This is a genomic window from Mycolicibacterium anyangense (assembly GCF_010731855.1).
GTDB lineage: Bacteria > Actinomycetota > Actinomycetes > Mycobacteriales > Mycobacteriaceae > Mycobacterium > Mycobacterium anyangense.
In genome coordinates, this window is record NZ_AP022620.1 from 1385579 (window position 1) to 1400612 (window position 15034).

The window sequence follows — 15034 nt, forward strand, 5'->3', positions numbered from 1 at the left end:
CCATGTCTGCAGCCTGTGAGGATCATCGAGGACCTTGGCTTACCTCAGCACCACGCCAACTCGTCGTGCACCGCGGTGGATCGGCGCATTTCTCGCTGCCATGGCGCTGGTAGCCGGCACCACCGCCTGTGGAGACAGCAGCGCTCCGAGCGCCGACAAGCTGCAGTGGTGCCCCAAGGTGACCGGCCATGTCACGGACTGCGGCGTCGTCTCGCGACCGCTGGTTGAGGGCGCCCCGCAGCTGGGGACCGTCGACATCGGCTACGCCCTGATCCGCCACAGCCGGGAGAATTCCCCGGCCGCGGGAACCGTCATGCCCAATCCCGGCGGCCCGGGAGCCCCGACCATCTCGTACGGGACCGACGTAGCGGCCCTGAACGATGCCGTCCTCAAGGACTACGACGTGCTGCTCATCGACGCTCGCGGCACCGGCGTCTCGACTCCCTTGGACTGCGGTATCGACGAGCGAGCGTTCGAAATCGGAACTCGGGACTACCAACGATCGTCGGCGGTGCGGTGCGCCGACAAGCTCGGGCCCAAGGCTGCCGGATACACCTCGGCGGCAACCGCTGACGACTTCGACGCGGTTCGCGCCCACCTCGGCATCGACAAGGTCATCCCCTACGGGTCCTCATACGGCACCTACCTCATGACCGTCTACGGGCAGCGTCACCCTGAGCACGTGCAGTCCATCGTGCTGGCCGGGGCATACCCGCTACATTTCGACCCCCTGCAGCGGCCCAATGCCGACGCCGTCGATCTGACGCTGCGCCGAATCTGTGAACGCAGCCACTCCTGCGACCCCGATGTCGCGGTACGCGACTTACGCACGGTGACAGCGCAATTGCGTGCCACACCTATCACCGTCGACAAGATCATGGTGACGGAAGGCGAATTCGGCAATCTCGTTTTCGAAGGGGCCACCAGCGATGTCGGCAGCGATCCCGACGAATTGACGCCCCTGGGCCGACTGCCGGCCGCACTGCACGCCGCCGCGCATGGCGATGACGCTGCCCTGCGACGGGTGATCGCCGACATCGCCGCACCCGACCCGGACTCCGAGGATGACGATGACCTCTATGTCGCGGTCGCCTGTAACGACTACCTGACACTGTGGTCCGCCGATGCCGACATCGCGACCCGTGAGGCCCAGTACCACCACGCACTGAACGCCACCGGCGAACTCGGTTCCTTCAGCGCGGAAGGCTTCGCGGACGCCCAGCATGACGGTGGTGACATCTGCATCCGGTGGCCGAAGGACGCCCATCACCAGCGTCCCGATCAAGCCAGCACCCCGTTCCCCTCGGCCCCCGTACTGGTGCTGTCCGGTGACCTGGATGCCATCACCCCCGACGCCAATGGCCTGCTCGCGAGCCGGCAGTTCCCGCACAGCACCTACCTCGAGGTCCCCAATCTCGGTCACACCCCTGACAACGAACCGAGCGGTTGCGTTGCGGGCATCATCGAGGCATTCCTGCGGACCGGAGCGCCGCCGTCGTCGACCCACTGCCTCGACGACATTCCACCCATCAAGGTGGAGCCGGTTCGCTAGTTCACGCCCAAGACTGCTGGATCTGCCACTGACACTCGCCCGGGCTGTACCACCGACGCATACACGCGGGTCACCTCGTTGCGGCGATGCGCGGGCTTGATGCGTCCGCCGGCGAACCACTGGGTGAAGTTCTTGCAGGGCGTCGTATAGCCCCAGACCTGACAGATGCTGTCACCGAGGCGGATCAGCGATCCCGGACCCACGCTGTCCCAAGGAAATCCGGTGATCGTGACGTTCTCACCGCCCCGCGCCGGCGCGAGGTCATGGCCCTCGGCGGCAAATGCGTCGATCACTTCGCTACTCCACAGACACAACGCCTGCCATGGCGCGCCGTGATGTTTGCGATTCGACTGACGATCACCGGCCACCCCCGACCAAGTGATCTCCGCCTGATCCAGCGACGCCTTGGGTACACCACCACCCGAGGCGGCCAGGTGAGCAACGTGGCCGGTCACCGACGGGCCCAGCGCACCGGAGGCTCGCAGGGCCGCGGCGGCCGCCTCCCACCCTTCCCACACCGCTGTCAGCTTCTCCGCCTGGGACGAACCGTCGTGGGCGATCACGTCGAGCGCGGTGTCGCGGTGGACTTCGATGCGTTCGGTGAAAGCGGGCACCGTCGAGCGGGCCACCAGGCCGTCGAACAGCGTGCCGGCCTTGGCCAGGGTGCGACGGACGTCACCGTCGCTGAACGAGTACGGCCCGATCTGGATGTGCACAGTCACCAGGTCTACCTTTTCGCGGCGAATGGCCACCTACGACACGCCTGAACTGGACAGGACGCGCCGTAGGTGGCCACTCGAAGGTGGGGTGAACGGTTATGACTGCTGCTGCTGTCCCAGGGTGACCTGGGCGGTGTGCGACGAACCCGAAGGGTCCTGGTAGGTCAGCGCCACGTTGTCACCGGGAGCCTTGGAACTGATCGCGGCAACCAGGGCTTCCGGACCGTCGATCACCTGGTCGTCGACCTTGGTGATCACGGAGCCCTTTTCCAGCCCGGCCGCAGCGGCCGCGCTGCCCTGGACCACGCCGGCGATTGCCGCGCCATGGCCGCTGTCGTCGGCGCTGAGCTTCACCCCCAGCGAGGCCCGCTGGACCGTGCCCGTGGACACCAGCTCGTCGGCGATGCGCTTGGCCTGATCCACCGGGATGGCGAATCCCAGACCGATCGAACCCGCCTGTGCGCCAGGCGAATCCTGGCCGCCGCCCATGGAGGCAATCGCGGAGTTGATGCCGATCAGGTTGCCGCTCATGTCGACCAGGGCACCACCGGAATTACCGGGGTTGATGGCGGCATCGGTCTGGATGGCACTCATCACCGAATGCTGACCGGTCTGCTCGTCACCGGTAGCCACCGGCCGGTTCAGGGCACTGATGATGCCCGTCGTCACCGTGCCCTGCAGCCCCAGCGGCGAGCCGATCGCCACCACGTTCTGGCCAACCTTGAGGTCTTTGGAGGAACCGATGCTGATGGGCGTCAAGTTGTCCAGGCCCTGCACCCGCACCACCGCGATGTCATCGGCCGGATCGGTGCCCACCACGGAGAACGGCGCCGTCCGCCCGTCGGACAGAGTGACCGTCGCCTTCAGGCCGGCGTTGGACGGGCCGTCGGACGGGTCCTGGGAATCCGGACCGTACGGGCTGCCCTGGGGCATCTGTCCACCTGGGAACAAGCCCCTCAGCAGGCCCGGGATCTGGCGCTCGGCAGCACCCTGAGCGCCGCTGTTGCCCGCGGCGGCAGCCACCACATGGTTGTTCGTCAGGATCAGCCCATCGGAGCTCAGGATGATGCCCGAGCCTTCCTCACGCGACTGGCCACTGTCGATCTGGATCTTCACCACGCTGGGCAGGACCTTGGCTGAGACCTCCTCGACCGAACCCGGGGCGGTCACCGCGGTCTGCTGGCCTTGGGCCGGGGCGGATTTGCCGACCGCAACCGGGGCCACCGGCGCAGGAGGCGTCGGGTTTCCGTTGTGGTCCACCAATGCGACCGCGGTGGCGGCGCCGACGGCCATGGCCACGACGGCGGTACCGGTCACCAGGACTCCAGCGCGCGGTCCGCGCCTTTGCCCCTTCGACGGCTTGGCGGCGTTTCGGGTGCTGTCAGCCATGCCGGGCCGCTGACCGTAGTGCTGGTGATAGCCAGGCGAGCCGAACGAGGGCCCGTAGGGCTGATAGTACCCAGCCGCATTCCACGGCTGCGAGTTGTGTTGTTCAACAGAGTCTTTGGGTTGGCCATAGTGATCGCTACCCGGTGACGGGTATGTATAGCGGTCGCTCATCGCGTTCGTTTCTGCTTCCTCGAGACGTGGACAGTTGCGCCTTGGCGCTTGTTGTCACAACAATGACCGTGCCGACTGAGTCGTTGCTGAGAATGAGTTCGGTTCCGTCGAAGACTTTTTCGGCCTGCGCACCGAACACAGCCGCCACCCAAGGCTCAGACTGTGGCCTCACACAGCCTGTCCACCAGCAGAATTCGGGTGCCGGACCCGGCTGCGGAGCTACCGAGACGGCAGCACAACGCCCGGGTCACAGTATGGTCTCGGCCAACCCGGATCGGGGTTCAGCTGGCTGCGCCGACTTCGCCGGCGGTCTGCACCACAGGTGCCGCCACGACGGGGGCTCCCAGCTTCGCTGCGACGAAGTCAGCTGCCTGGTCAGCCATTCCGTTGGCCTTGTAGGAGCTGTGCGCCGCGCGATCCAGCCCACCCGGGTAGCACACCGGGTCGCCGGCGGCGCACAGCTGGATGGTCTTGCCCGCATAGAGGTCACCGATCGCGATGGGCGGGGCGCTGCGGTCAGCCAATCCCAGGAACCAGCTGTCCGGGGTACCGAACAGAGCGACGGCCGCCACATGGGAAGCCACCGAAGCCGGCATGGGTCCAGAGATGCTGGCCGGCAGGGTGTACCCCGCGGGGACCGCACTAGCGGTGGTGTAGCCGGCGACAGCGGCGCCCTGGGAGTAGCCGCCCAGCACGATCTTGGTCGACGGACACTGCGCACTGATCGCCTGAATCCGGTTCGCCGCATCAGCAACACCATCGGCGGCCTGTCCGAAGTCCAGTGACGCCGGGTAGTTCACACCGTAGGCCTCCACCGTCTTGCCGGGCAGCCGAGCGCTCAGTGCGTCGACGAACGCCTGACCGGTGGCCCCGACGCCGGGGGCCTCAAAGGTTCCCCGAGCGAACACCACCTCGACCGAGGGGCACGATTCGCCGGCGGCGCTGGCCGTCGCTGCAGGTCCGGCGATGACTGCAGCCGCCGCGACGGTAGCGAACAGCGCCGATTGGGTGATCTTGCGAGCCAGTGGCGATGCAGTCATGAGATGAACCCCGTCCTCGTCTTCGTTGGCGACTGCCCCCTACAAGTCGCCAGGCGGGACGGTAGATTCCGCGAGTCGGGGGTGATCTATCCCACCGATCAGGCGGGAATCCACTGCACCGAGTCGACGAGCATCTTGGCCGGGAACCGGGTCGAACCGTTCGGCGCCCCGGCCCAGGGTCCACCCACGGCCAAGTTCAGGATCGCGAACATCGGCCGGTTGTACACCCACGTCGAACCCGGGGCCAGCGACGCCGGGGTCAACGTTCCCAACGTGGTGCCGTCGACGCCGAAGGTGATCTCGTCCACCAGATGCCGGACCCAGAAGCTGTGGTAGCCCGTAGAAAGGTCGGGCAGGTTCGACACGATCTGGGCCTGCTGCGTGGCCGTGGTGCCGGCAATCGGTCCGTGCAGCGTCGAGTACACCGTGGTGGTCGTGCTCGGCAGTTCGAGCACGTCGATCTCACCCGACTGCGGCCAGGCGGTGGTGTCCTCATCGGCGCCCTTGAGCCAGAAGGCGGGCCACAACCCTTGCCCCTTGGGCACTTTGATGCTGGCGATGATCGTTCCGTAACCCATGCTGAGTTTGTTCTTGGACTCGATCCAGCCCGAGGAGTAGGTCCGGCCGCTCTTGGTGGCCGAGATGACGAGGTGTCCCTGCCCGTCGAGTGCGACATTGTTGGTGGAGTAGTTCTCGAGGCCGGGATCCCATCCGGTTCCGGTCTTCACCGTCCACAGGGCGCTGTTGGGCGCCGATCCGGCGCTCCCGGCGAAATCGTCACCCACAGCGCCGTTGATGGTGGAGATGCTGTCGATGTAGAGATTGCGCTGCGAACTCGGCGAGGGGTCGTAATTGTTCGAATAGGTGACGCTGAGCGTATGGGTTCCGGCCGCAATCGCGCCGGCAAAGGTGTAGTTCGACCATGACGTCGCGCCGACCATGATCGTGGTGACTGCCACGCCGTCGATGGCCAGCGACAGGTTGGGCGGTCCCGAACTCAGCGAAGCCTTGGCGCGGATCACCAATCCGTTAGAGGCTGCCAAAGCGACTGTCGCCGAGGCGGTTCCGTTATCCGTCAGAGCCAGTGCCGAGCCTCCCGACGCGGTCGAATCGGAGATCACCGTAGCCGAGGCAGTCGGCGAAACGGTCATGGTCTCAGCCTCGACCGTGGTCACTGTCGTCGAGGTGGTGGCCTGGGTGGCGGCGCCACCTCGAGGTGCCGCCGTCGCGGTGGCTTTCTGGCGACCCGTATTGGGCGCCACTGCGGCCCCGGCGGCGGCAGCCGCGGTGGGCGATGCCACGGCGGCAACGGCGGAGGCCGCGCCCGTCGCCTTCTGTGCAGGCTGCGATACCTCGCGCCGGACCGCTGCCGCCTTGGTCCGTGCAGACCGCGCCGGGCCGGCCGTGCTGGCAGCGTGTGACGGTCCCGCCGAAGACCCGGGTGAATCCCCGGTATCCGCACCAGCCACTGCGCAGCCCAATCCTGTCGCGATTGCCGATCCGATGCCCAGCGCGATGGCCAGCGCCCCGATTCGACCCACAACAATCGAACTCATCGTGTACTCCCCCCGTTCGGCAGACCGCCGCGAGGGGCGGAATCAGCCGCCTGATCACTGTAAACCGCGACGATGTCGGGGCCGTGAAGTTTCGGCGAAACCGCCGGGTTCAGCCGATCAGTCCGGGGGAAGCGCAAGTGCCAGCCGGGTGACGAGCTCGAGTTGCCCGAGATCGGACAGCACCCGCTCAGCCAGCAGACCCTGGCTGCGGGTCAGCGACAGCCAGAGATGGTCGGATTCAGTGGCCAGCGCGCCGGCTTCCTGGGCCAGCAACGAGGCGCTGACCAGCAACAGGCGCGCATGCGGGCTGAACGGCAGGTGCACGAAGCGCGGCGAAGCCCGTTGACGGACTCCGGAGACCTGCTCGATGCGCTCGCGAATCACCGGCAGGCTCGCCCCCTGGTCAAGCAACGCGCGGGTGATCCGGTGCGAGGTGTCAGCCACCAAGCCCAGGAGCAGATGCGCTGAGCCGACGAAGTTGCTGGCGTACGAATAGGCTTCGTCATGCGCGGTCCGCACCGCGGCTCGTGCCGACTCCCCCAGCGTGGCGAGAGCGCGCGCGAGCATCTCGGCGCTGACCGGGGTATCAGAGTGTGGCGCACTGACCATAGTTTGCTGATTCTACAATACGTAGATATTGCAGGGTTCCTAATCAAGGAATTTGACGCTACTCCGGAGGTCGTTTGATTTGCCCCCGCTCAAGCAGGTTGTTGACCGACTCCTCCCATCGCCGCAGCTGAGTCAGTGTGGTCAGCGGCTCGGGCAGATGACGGTCGAGATGGCGACGCATGATGACCGTGCCCATCGTCAGAATGATGGGGTTGAGGGCGGCCCAGACCAGATCGAGGTTGTCGGCGGTGGCGCCGATCGCGTCCAGTTGGCGCCAATGACCCATCACGATAGCCGCCGTCGCGTCGAAGAATGCCCTGCCGGCGGGAGCGTCCTCGACAAGCAGCCTAGCCAGGTAGTCGACGGCCGAAAGATGGTCGGAGAGTAGGTAGATCACGCGCCTTCCAAGTTCGAGGACCGCCTCGGTCGGATCATCCGGGAGCGGTTGTGACATCCCGGCACCGATCACCGTCAGCGCGTACGTGTCCACCGCCTCGATGAGACTGTCCTTCGAGCCGAAGTGGTGTTGCACCAGTCCGACGGATACGCCGGCCGTCTGCGCGACCATCTGCAGCGTCGAACCCGAGGCGCCATGTTTGGCGAACACATCCAGGGCAGCCTCGACGATGCGTTCCTGCTTCGACAATCCGAAGCTGTCCTCCGCGACCACGACTCTGTCCATTCCTCTGCTGCACTATCCCCACCCATGAAGATAAGTGCTGAAGCGGCCGCATCACGCCGCAACGCCGGGACAGTGAGGAAACGGCCCGCCTGGGCTAGACGACCTTAATCGGCAGGCCGTTCAGCGTCCACCCCGTGGCGGTGTAGCTGCCGGCGGGCACGTTGTACAGCCCAAGCGGATAGAGGTTGGTGTTCTTGAGGGCGATATTGAGCAAGTTGATACCGCTCACGCTGCCGGCGTCGACGATGATGCCCAGGTTGCGCCCTGCGGTGCTGGTGGTGCTCGCGACCGTCAGGCCGTTGATGGTGACGCCGCTGATGCCGGCTCCGGCGTTACCCGAATAGATGAGCACGGCGCCGTGAATCACCGTGGTGCTGGTGTTCGCACCGGTAACGGTGCCGCCGTTGATGGTGACGTTGTTGACCGAGCGGGTGTACCAGGGCGCGCCCTCGTCGGCGATGTAGATCCCGGCGGCCGAGGACGACGACACCTTGATGTTGTTGACGGTGACGTTGTAGCCACCGACCACCGACAGTCCGCGACCCCAGGTGGTCCCGGCGACCGTCGAGGAATTGATGACGATGTCGTGCGACGGCGACGGATCAGCCCCGTAGGACACGATCGCAATGCCGTCATCACCGGTCATCTTGGTGGTGACATTGGTCAGCTGGCCGAACGAAGATCCGTTGGTGATGTGCACGCCGTCGGCACGGGTGTTCTGCACGGTGACGTTGCTGAGGTTGAAACCGCTTGCTCCGTAGACGAACACGCCCGCAGCGGCAGAACCGGTGATGGTGACGTTACTCACCGTCACGTTGTTGCCTTCGATGTTGAGGCTGTTCTGGTTCAGGTCGGAGTAGCGGGTGCCGGTGAGTGGGGCGCTGAGGTTGAGGTTGGTCAGCGTCACTCCGTTGCCGGTGATCGACAGCGCGGACGTGATGTCGTTGGTGGCCTGCAGAGTGGCACCGTTGCCGTTGATCGTGACGTTGGGGACGCTGATGGTCAGCACGCCGCTGTGGCTGTAGGTGGTGTTCGCGTTCAGGGTCAGGGTCTGGCCGGGCTTGAGGTTGTCGAACAGAGCTTGCAGTGAGGCGGTGCTGTCGGTCGAGGAGGCCGACGATGTCTTGGGCTTCCCGAAACCTCCGGTGCTGCGGCTGAAAGTCGCCGTGGTGGCGGTGACTTTCGTCGCGCTGGCCGCCGCCGGTGCCGCACCTGCCGCCGGCGCTGCCGAGCCGACCGCAGCCACCAGACCGATGGCCAGGACGGCAGGCGACGACCCAGTGGACGCTGCGGCCGCCGACGCCTGCTGAGGGGCGGGCGGAGACGAAACCGCCACCGGCACAGTCGCAATGCTGGACTGCCGCGGAGCCGCAGGGAGAGCCTGGGCCAACGAGCGTCGGACGGCTTTGGGAAGGCTCGAGGCAGCCTGTGTGGTTGAACTGCTCACCGCGCGGGCCGACGCCGCGGACGAACTCGCCCCGGACTTGGCACTCCCGCTGTCACCCGACGACGTGGAATTGCTTGTGTTGCGACCAGTGTCCGCATGCGCCACGCCGCACCCGGTCGCCAGCAAGGCGCTGGCACCCAGCGCGAAGACGCTAGCAGCCAAGGCCGTGTACACCTCGGCAGATCGGGGAAGCCCTTGCTTATCAAGGTTTGTGCGCACTTTCGCGCCGACCGCACTGACCGAGCCCAACTTCCCCATTGCGCTTCCCCCTGATGTGCAGTTATTTGAGGCATCAAACGCTAACGCGCGAAACATAACTCAGGCCCGAGACCGACGCAGCGTGAATTGGTGAAAAAAATCTGAACCCGCGATGTCCGCCCGAGGCGCCTGCCGGGCGCTCGAAGCCGTTGCTCATCAAGTGATTTCACGAAACAGTCACACTGCGGGTTGTGCGGGCGAAAGCCGATATTGACGCGTGCGTCGGCGCTCTTATTTGCCGGCTCCACGCAATTCCGGAAAACACGCAGAACAGGCACCTGTCGACGCCCGCCGAATCTATTCGCTGGAATTGCACATGTGTGCACGAATGCCCCGGCTTCGCCGAGCCGCGCAGCGGGTTAGCCCGGCGAGCCACGTCCGGCAGAGGTGGCTGTAGCGTGACGATCGTGAACTTCTCTCGTGGGTCTTCTTCTGTCGCGCTCGCCGCCTGCGCCGTGGCGCTGGGCATGACGCTCGCCGCCTGTGGCTCCGATTCGAGCACTGCGTCGTCCTCGTCATCCTCGACCTCCACACCGACGTCGTCGTCGATCGCCGACGCGCTGTCGTCTTCTTCGGTGGCCGAGGCCCCGCCGGTGTCCGCCGCGGGGTGCCCGTCGGCCGCGCCGACCAGCACTCCCGCCCCCGAGTGGACGCTGTCGGGCGCCACCGGCAGCGTCGCGGTCACCGGGTCCACCGACACCACGGCGCCCTATATCAAGGTGGACGCACCGTTCAACGTCACCGAGACCCAGGTCCATACCCTCACCCCCGGCAACGGCCCGGTAGTCGCCCCGACGGCGACGGTGTCGGTCTGCTACATGGGCGTCAACGGGCGCGACGGGTCGGTGTTCGACAGTGCCTACGAGCGTGGCGAACCCGCGGATTTCCCACTCGACGGCGTGGTCAAGGGCTTCCAGAAGGCGATCGCGGGCCAGAAGGTGGGCTCCACGGTGGCGGTCGCGATGACATCGGCGGACGGCTACCCCGACGGCGAGCCGCGGGCCGGGATCGCCCCCGGCGACACCCTCATCTTCGCGATCAAGATTCTGCGGGCCTCATAACCGGCCCGCTCCCTGTAGCAGACTGCTACACTGCGTTACAGACTGCTACACGGAGGGTGTCATGGCTGACGTCGCTGATCGCGTGATTCGGATGGCGGCCGACCTGGTGGACAGCGCAGCGGCCGAAGGCGCACGCCAGAGCCGCTCGGCCAAGCAGCAACTGGACCACTGGGCGAGGGTCGGGCGGGCGGTGTCCAGCCAACACTCCGCCTCCCGGCGCCGCGTCGAGGCAGCCCTGTCGGGTGATCTCGACCTGTCCGACCTCACCGTAGAAGAAGGCGTGGTGTTCAACTCGGAGATCTCGGCCGCGATCGAGGAGAACCTGACCCGTACCCACTATGGTCATGTCCTCGCAGCCGGCGGCGTGACGACCGTGGCGCTCGACGACGCTGGCGACATCGTCGAATACCACCCGGACGGGACCTCGGTGGTGCTGTCTCAGGACAGCTGATCGCCACCATGCCTCGATGAAGCGGCTCGACCTCGTGGTCGGCCCCAATGGTGCCGGCAAGTCCACGTTCATCGCCCTGACGCTCGGGCCGCTGTTGCCCGGCAGCGTCGTCGTCAACGCCGACGACATCGCCAAACAGCGGTGGCCGCAGGATCCTGCGGCGCACTCCTACGACGCTGCCAAGGTTGCCGCCGCGACCCGATCGGCACTGATCGCCCGCGGCCGGTCCTTCATCGCCGAGACCGTGTTCTCCCACCCGTCCAAACTCGACCTGCTCACCGAGGCCCAATCGGCCGGCTACATCGTGGTGGTGCACGTCGTCCTGGTTCCGGAGGACTTGGCAGTCCAGCGGGTGGCCCACCGCGTCCAGGCCGGCGGCCATCACGTGCCGGAGGACAAGATCCGCCAACGCCACCGTCGCCTGGTGGGTCTGGTCACCGCCGCAGCGATCCGCGCCGACACCGCGACCGTCTACGACAACAGCCGCCTCGCCGGGCCACGCGTCATCGCCCAACTGGCCGGTGGGGATCTCATCGGGGCGCCGCGCTGGCCATCATGGACGCCGCAGGCCCTGGCTGCCCGCTGGCCCTAATCGAAAAGCGCTGGGCGCGAACAGGATTGCTACGGGGTGGGCGCAGGCACCGCAGTCGTGGTGGGCGCGGCCGGCGACCCCGACCCGGAGTTGTATTCGTAGCCGGGTGGCGGCGGACCGCTGGTGGAGTAGTAGCCGGGCGGTAGTGCGGGCCGGCCGGTCGCCGGCCCGCCACCCTGGTTGGCGCTGACCGGCGTCTCCGAGCCGGGCGCGTTGATCGAGACGTAGCCCGGCGGCAGCGCCGGTGCCGGCCCGGCACCGGGCGGCGGCGTCACCGCTCCGCCTCCGCCGACCTCGTCGGGCGAGTAGTACGGGTGCTGCGCCTGATGCCACAAGTCCTTGAGCGTGCCGAGCACCCCGTTACCCGACCCGTAGGTCGGGTTCGCGATCTCGGGAACATCCTGCCGGAACACCGGAGCGGCCGGCGCGCCCGGTGCCGGCGGGGCACCCGGTGCCTGCGCAACGGGCGGCGCGCCCGCGTCGGCCGGGGCGACAGCAGGCTGGTTCGGTGTCATCGACGCCCCGTCGCCGGGCACCGGGGCCGGCGGCGGGGGCGCCGCCACGGTGGTCACCGGAGCCGGAGCGGGATCGGCAGGATCAGCGACCGCCGGGGGCGCCGCCGTCAGCGCCGCGACCAGCACGATGGCTCCGGCCAGGGGAAAAGTCAGGGTGCGGTGCCGATCGGTCATCAATCCGGCGGTCCTCTCTGTTGCGCTCGCCGGGACTGCGGTCGGGGCACGAAGTCAGCGAACTCTACCGGCATCGTCGCACACATCGGCCGTGCTGTTACGCCTGGCGGATCCCGACCGTGTGCTGAGATGGTGCGTGCCCAACCGGATCCAACGCCTGTTCGGCGTCACCTACCCCGTCGTGCAGGCCCCGATGACCTACATCGCCCGCGCGGAACTGGCGGCAGCGGTCTCCGAGGCCGGTGGCCTCGGCGTCATCGAGACGCTCACCGAGGAGGGCCGCACCGACCTGGCCCGGGTGCGCGCGCTGACCGACCGCCCGGTGGCGGCCAATCTCATGATTCAGGGCTGGAAACGCGATCCGTCGATCGTGGACGTACTGGCCGCCGCGGGCGTCCGGCACGTGTTCACCTCTGCCGGTGACCCACGATTGTTCACCGACCGGCTGCACGACGCCGGTATCACCGTGGTCCATGTCGTCGGCTCGTTGAGCGGCGCCCGCAAGGCGGCCGACGCCGGGGTGGACGCCCTGGTTGTCGAAGGTATCGAGGGTGGCGGTTTCAAGTCCGCCCTGGCGGCCTCGACGATGGTGCTGCTCCCCTTGGTCGCCGAACACGTCGACCTGCCTCTGATCGCCGCCGGCGGTATCTGTGATGCACGTTCGGCCGCCGCCGCGGTGGTCCTCGGGGCCGAGGGCGTCCAGATGGGCACCCGGATGCTGGCCAGTCGGGAGGCCCGCGTGCACGCGAACTTCAAGGACGCGATCGTGGCCGCCGATGATGCCGGGACCGTACTGCTCGACATCCCCGGCAACCCGACCATGCGCGTGCTGCGTACGGGCCTGGCCGCACGTATTGCCGAGCACGACGGCACTCCCCTGCTCGGCAGGATCACCGACCTCTACTTCAGCGGCAACCTGGAGGCCAGCGTGGCCAACACCGGCCAGGTGTCCTCCCGCATCGCCGCGATCCAGCCGGTGGCCGACATCATCCACACCACCTGGACCCAGGCGCATGCGATGCTGAACGCGGCGGCAGAGCGGCTCACCTGACCGGTGGAGGCATCATGGGCGCGGCAGTGGGCTATGCCAAGAACTCGGTGACGTCGCGGGACGGCACCACGATCGGCTTCCGGCAATGGGGCCGCGGCCCGGCGGTGGTGATTCTGCACGGCGGCGCGCTGGCCTCTCAGCACTACATGAAGCTGGGTGCTGCCCTGGCGGACCGCTTCACCGTCTGCATCCCGGACCGCCGCGGCCGCGGGATGAGCGGACCGTACGGTCGCGACTACTGCATCGAGCGCGAGGACGAGGACCTGGCGGCGATCGTCGAGGCGACCGGAGCCAGCCGCGTGTTCGGCGCCGCCAACGGCGGACTGTTCGCCCTGCACGCCTCGGCAGTGATCCCCCACATCGCCAAGGTCGCCGTCTTCGAGCCGGTGATCTTCGTCGGCCAGCACGGCTCCGCCGAGTTCCGCGATGAGATCGCCGACGCCGAAGCGATCGTCGCCCGGGGCGACTTGGCGGCGGCAATGTCCAGCTTAGCCCGCAATGCCACTCAAGATCCTCGGACACAACAGGTTTCGTTGACATACCGGGTGCTGGGCCGCCTGTTCACCACGCCGCTCGCGTGCCGGGTTCTGCTCCGACTGGATGCCCTGGCCGCCCACGGCGACACCGTAGCCCTGCGCGATCTGGTGCCCGCGCTCATCCCGGAACTTCGGGTGGTCGCGGCCAGCGAGGGCACCATCGGCTACTACCGCAATGTCACCGCCGAATGCCTGCTGATGTGCGGAACCGGGGCGCCCGCGCTGTTCACCGGGACCCGCGACGCCCTGCTCGGAGTGCTCCCGCACGCCCGCGTCGTCGACCTCCCCGGCGCCAACCACGGTGCGGCGCAGGACCAGGGCGGCAACCCCACTGTGATCGCCGAACAACTGAGACAGTTCTTCGACTGATCACGACGTGTCTGGCATGTTGGACCCGGGCCGCCCCGGCCCGGGAGAGGATCCGACGTTGAGCACACCACAAGGCTTACAGGGCAAGGGCATTCTGGTCACCGGTGCTGCCTCGGGCATCGGGTTGGCGACCGCGCAGCGGTTGCTCGCCGCCGGCGCCGTCGTGATCGGCGTGGACCTCGCCCCGGACGCACCGCCCAGGATCGGCGGGTACCGCCAAGCCGATGTGCTCGATGCCGATGCCATCGCCACCGCGGTCGCCGACGTGGTCGCGGCCGCGGGACGGCTCGACGGTGTGGTGCACTCGGCCGGTGTGGCCGGCGGCGGCCCCGTGCACCTGATCCCGGACGAGGAGTGGGACCGTGTGCTCGGCATCAACCTCAAGGGCACCTTCGTGGTGAACCGGGCTGCGCTGGCACAGATGACCCAGCAGGACCGCGCCGGGGGTGAGCGCGGTTCGATCGTCAACCTGGCCAGTATCGAGGGCTTGGAGGGCACCGCCGGTGGCAGCTCCTACAACGCATCCAAGGGTGGGGTCGTCCTGCTCACCAAGAACATCGCAATCGACTACGGCCCCAGCGGAATCCGTGCCAATGCCATCTGCCCCGGATTCATCGAGACACCCCTGCTCGAATCGGTGATCGGCCTTCCGGGGCTGGAGCACTCCCGGGAGGCGCTACGCCACGAGCACAAGTTGCGGCGCTTCGGCAGGCCTGACGAAGTGGCGGCGGTGGCCACCTTCCTGGTATCCCCCGACGCCAGCTTCGTCAGCGGGCAGGCCATCGCCGTTGACGGCGGCTACACCGCGGGCCGCGACCACGGGGTTACCGAGATGATGGGGCTGGGCGAGCAGTGACCTCCG

Annotated in this window: 15 protein-coding genes; 7 read left to right on the forward strand and 8 right to left on the reverse strand. The window is 67.3% G+C overall.

Going from position 1 to position 15034, the window contains the following annotated elements; all coding sequences use genetic code 11:
- Positions 1-34: 34 nt before the first annotated feature.
- Positions 35-1552 (forward strand): alpha/beta fold hydrolase, encoded by a 1518-nt coding sequence (locus G6N35_RS06540; protein WP_246224232.1) that lies wholly within the window; start codon positions 35-37, stop codon positions 1550-1552.
- Here G6N35_RS06540 and G6N35_RS06545 read toward each other — a convergent pair.
- The 7 genes from G6N35_RS06545 to G6N35_RS06575 form a co-directional block, all read right to left on the reverse strand.
- Complete coding sequence (locus G6N35_RS06545; RefSeq protein ID WP_163803524.1) at positions 1549-2274, reverse strand: MOSC domain-containing protein; 726 nt, start codon at positions 2272-2274, stop codon at positions 1549-1551. The two genes, G6N35_RS06540 and G6N35_RS06545, sit on opposite strands and share 4 nt — an antisense overlap.
- A gap of 93 nt (positions 2275-2367) precedes the next feature.
- On the reverse strand, positions 2368-3591 hold the full coding sequence (locus G6N35_RS06550) for a S1C family serine protease (RefSeq protein ID WP_407664604.1): 1224 nt from the start codon (positions 3589-3591) through the stop codon (positions 2368-2370).
- A gap of 521 nt (positions 3592-4112) precedes the next feature.
- On the reverse strand, positions 4113-4871 hold the full coding sequence (locus G6N35_RS06555) for a cutinase family protein (protein ID WP_163803525.1): 759 nt from the start codon (positions 4869-4871) through the stop codon (positions 4113-4115).
- Positions 4872-4969: 98 nt separating this feature from the next.
- On the reverse strand, positions 4970-6427 hold the full coding sequence (locus G6N35_RS06560) for a family 16 glycosylhydrolase (RefSeq protein WP_163803526.1): 1458 nt from the start codon (positions 6425-6427) through the stop codon (positions 4970-4972).
- Positions 6428-6544: 117 nt separating this feature from the next.
- The gene (locus G6N35_RS06565; RefSeq protein WP_163803527.1) at positions 6545-7036 is read right to left on the reverse strand and encodes a Clp protease N-terminal domain-containing protein; all 492 of its coding nucleotides are present in this window, start codon (positions 7034-7036) and stop codon (positions 6545-6547) included.
- 58 nt (positions 7037-7094) lie between these two features.
- On the reverse strand, positions 7095-7706 hold the full coding sequence (locus G6N35_RS06570; RefSeq protein WP_246224233.1) for a TetR/AcrR family transcriptional regulator: 612 nt from the start codon (positions 7704-7706) through the stop codon (positions 7095-7097).
- Positions 7707-7812: 106 nt separating this feature from the next.
- A complete protein-coding gene (locus tag G6N35_RS06575) occupies positions 7813-9060 on the reverse strand; it encodes a glycoside hydrolase family protein (protein WP_163803529.1) in 1248 nt (415 codons plus the stop codon).
- Positions 9061-9830: 770 nt separating this feature from the next.
- On the opposite strand from G6N35_RS06575, the gene G6N35_RS06580 reads away from it, so the two are divergent.
- The 3 genes from G6N35_RS06580 (at position 9831) to G6N35_RS06590 (ending at position 11527) form a co-directional block, all read left to right on the forward strand.
- Positions 9831-10484 (forward strand): FKBP-type peptidyl-prolyl cis-trans isomerase, encoded by a 654-nt coding sequence (locus G6N35_RS06580; RefSeq protein WP_179967321.1) that lies wholly within the window; start codon positions 9831-9833, stop codon positions 10482-10484.
- 61 nt (positions 10485-10545) lie between these two features.
- Positions 10546-10935: a TA system antitoxin ParD family protein gene (locus G6N35_RS06585; RefSeq protein WP_163803530.1), complete on the forward strand. Its 390-nt coding sequence runs from the start codon at positions 10546-10548 to the stop codon at positions 10933-10935.
- 16 nt (positions 10936-10951) lie between these two features.
- Positions 10952-11527: an ATPase gene (locus G6N35_RS06590; protein WP_163803531.1), complete on the forward strand. Its 576-nt coding sequence runs from the start codon at positions 10952-10954 to the stop codon at positions 11525-11527.
- Positions 11528-11556: 29 nt separating this feature from the next.
- Here the strand turns inward: G6N35_RS06590 and G6N35_RS06595 are convergent, their stop codons facing one another.
- Positions 11557-12216, reverse strand: coding sequence for a hypothetical protein (locus G6N35_RS06595; RefSeq protein ID WP_163803532.1), 660 nt, complete (start codon positions 12214-12216; stop codon positions 11557-11559).
- 136 nt (positions 12217-12352) lie between these two features.
- Here G6N35_RS06595 and G6N35_RS06600 point away from each other — a divergent pair, with 136 nt between their 5' ends.
- From G6N35_RS06600 to G6N35_RS06610, 3 genes are read left to right on the forward strand one after another with little or no spacing between them, the layout of a single operon-like run.
- The gene (locus G6N35_RS06600) at positions 12353-13267 is read left to right on the forward strand and encodes an NAD(P)H-dependent flavin oxidoreductase (protein WP_163803533.1); all 915 of its coding nucleotides are present in this window, start codon (positions 12353-12355) and stop codon (positions 13265-13267) included.
- A 14-nt stretch (positions 13268-13281) separates the two neighbouring features.
- Positions 13282-14172 carry an alpha/beta fold hydrolase gene (locus tag G6N35_RS06605; RefSeq protein ID WP_163803534.1) on the forward strand — a complete coding sequence of 297 codons (891 nt, stop codon included), beginning with the start codon at positions 13282-13284 and terminating at the stop codon, positions 14170-14172.
- Between the two features lie 58 nt (positions 14173-14230).
- The gene (locus G6N35_RS06610; RefSeq protein ID WP_246224234.1) at positions 14231-15028 is read left to right on the forward strand and encodes an SDR family NAD(P)-dependent oxidoreductase; all 798 of its coding nucleotides are present in this window, start codon (positions 14231-14233) and stop codon (positions 15026-15028) included.
- The last annotated feature ends 6 nt before the right edge of the window (positions 15029-15034 follow it).

What these genes read in the sequence shown, in the direction of transcription:
- G6N35_RS06560 (WP_163803526.1), bottom strand. Translation starts at nt 6,427, where the DNA reads ATGAGTTCGATTGTTGTGGGTCGAATCGGGGCGCTGGCCATCGCGCTG.
- G6N35_RS06585 (WP_163803530.1), top strand. Translation starts at nt 10,546, where the DNA reads ATGGCTGACGTCGCTGATCGCGTGATTCGGATGGCGGCCGACCTGGTG.
- G6N35_RS06605 (WP_163803534.1), top strand. Translation starts at nt 13,282, where the DNA reads ATGGGCGCGGCAGTGGGCTATGCCAAGAACTCGGTGACGTCGCGGGAC.
- G6N35_RS06595 (WP_163803532.1), bottom strand. Translation starts at nt 12,216, where the DNA reads ATGACCGATCGGCACCGCACCCTGACTTTTCCCCTGGCCGGAGCCATC.
- G6N35_RS06565 (WP_163803527.1), bottom strand. Translation starts at nt 7,036, where the DNA reads ATGGTCAGTGCGCCACACTCTGATACCCCGGTCAGCGCCGAGATGCTC.
- G6N35_RS06555 (WP_163803525.1), bottom strand. Translation starts at nt 4,871, where the DNA reads ATGACTGCATCGCCACTGGCTCGCAAGATCACCCAATCGGCGCTGTTC.
- G6N35_RS06590 (WP_163803531.1), top strand. Translation starts at nt 10,952, where the DNA reads ATGAAGCGGCTCGACCTCGTGGTCGGCCCCAATGGTGCCGGCAAGTCC.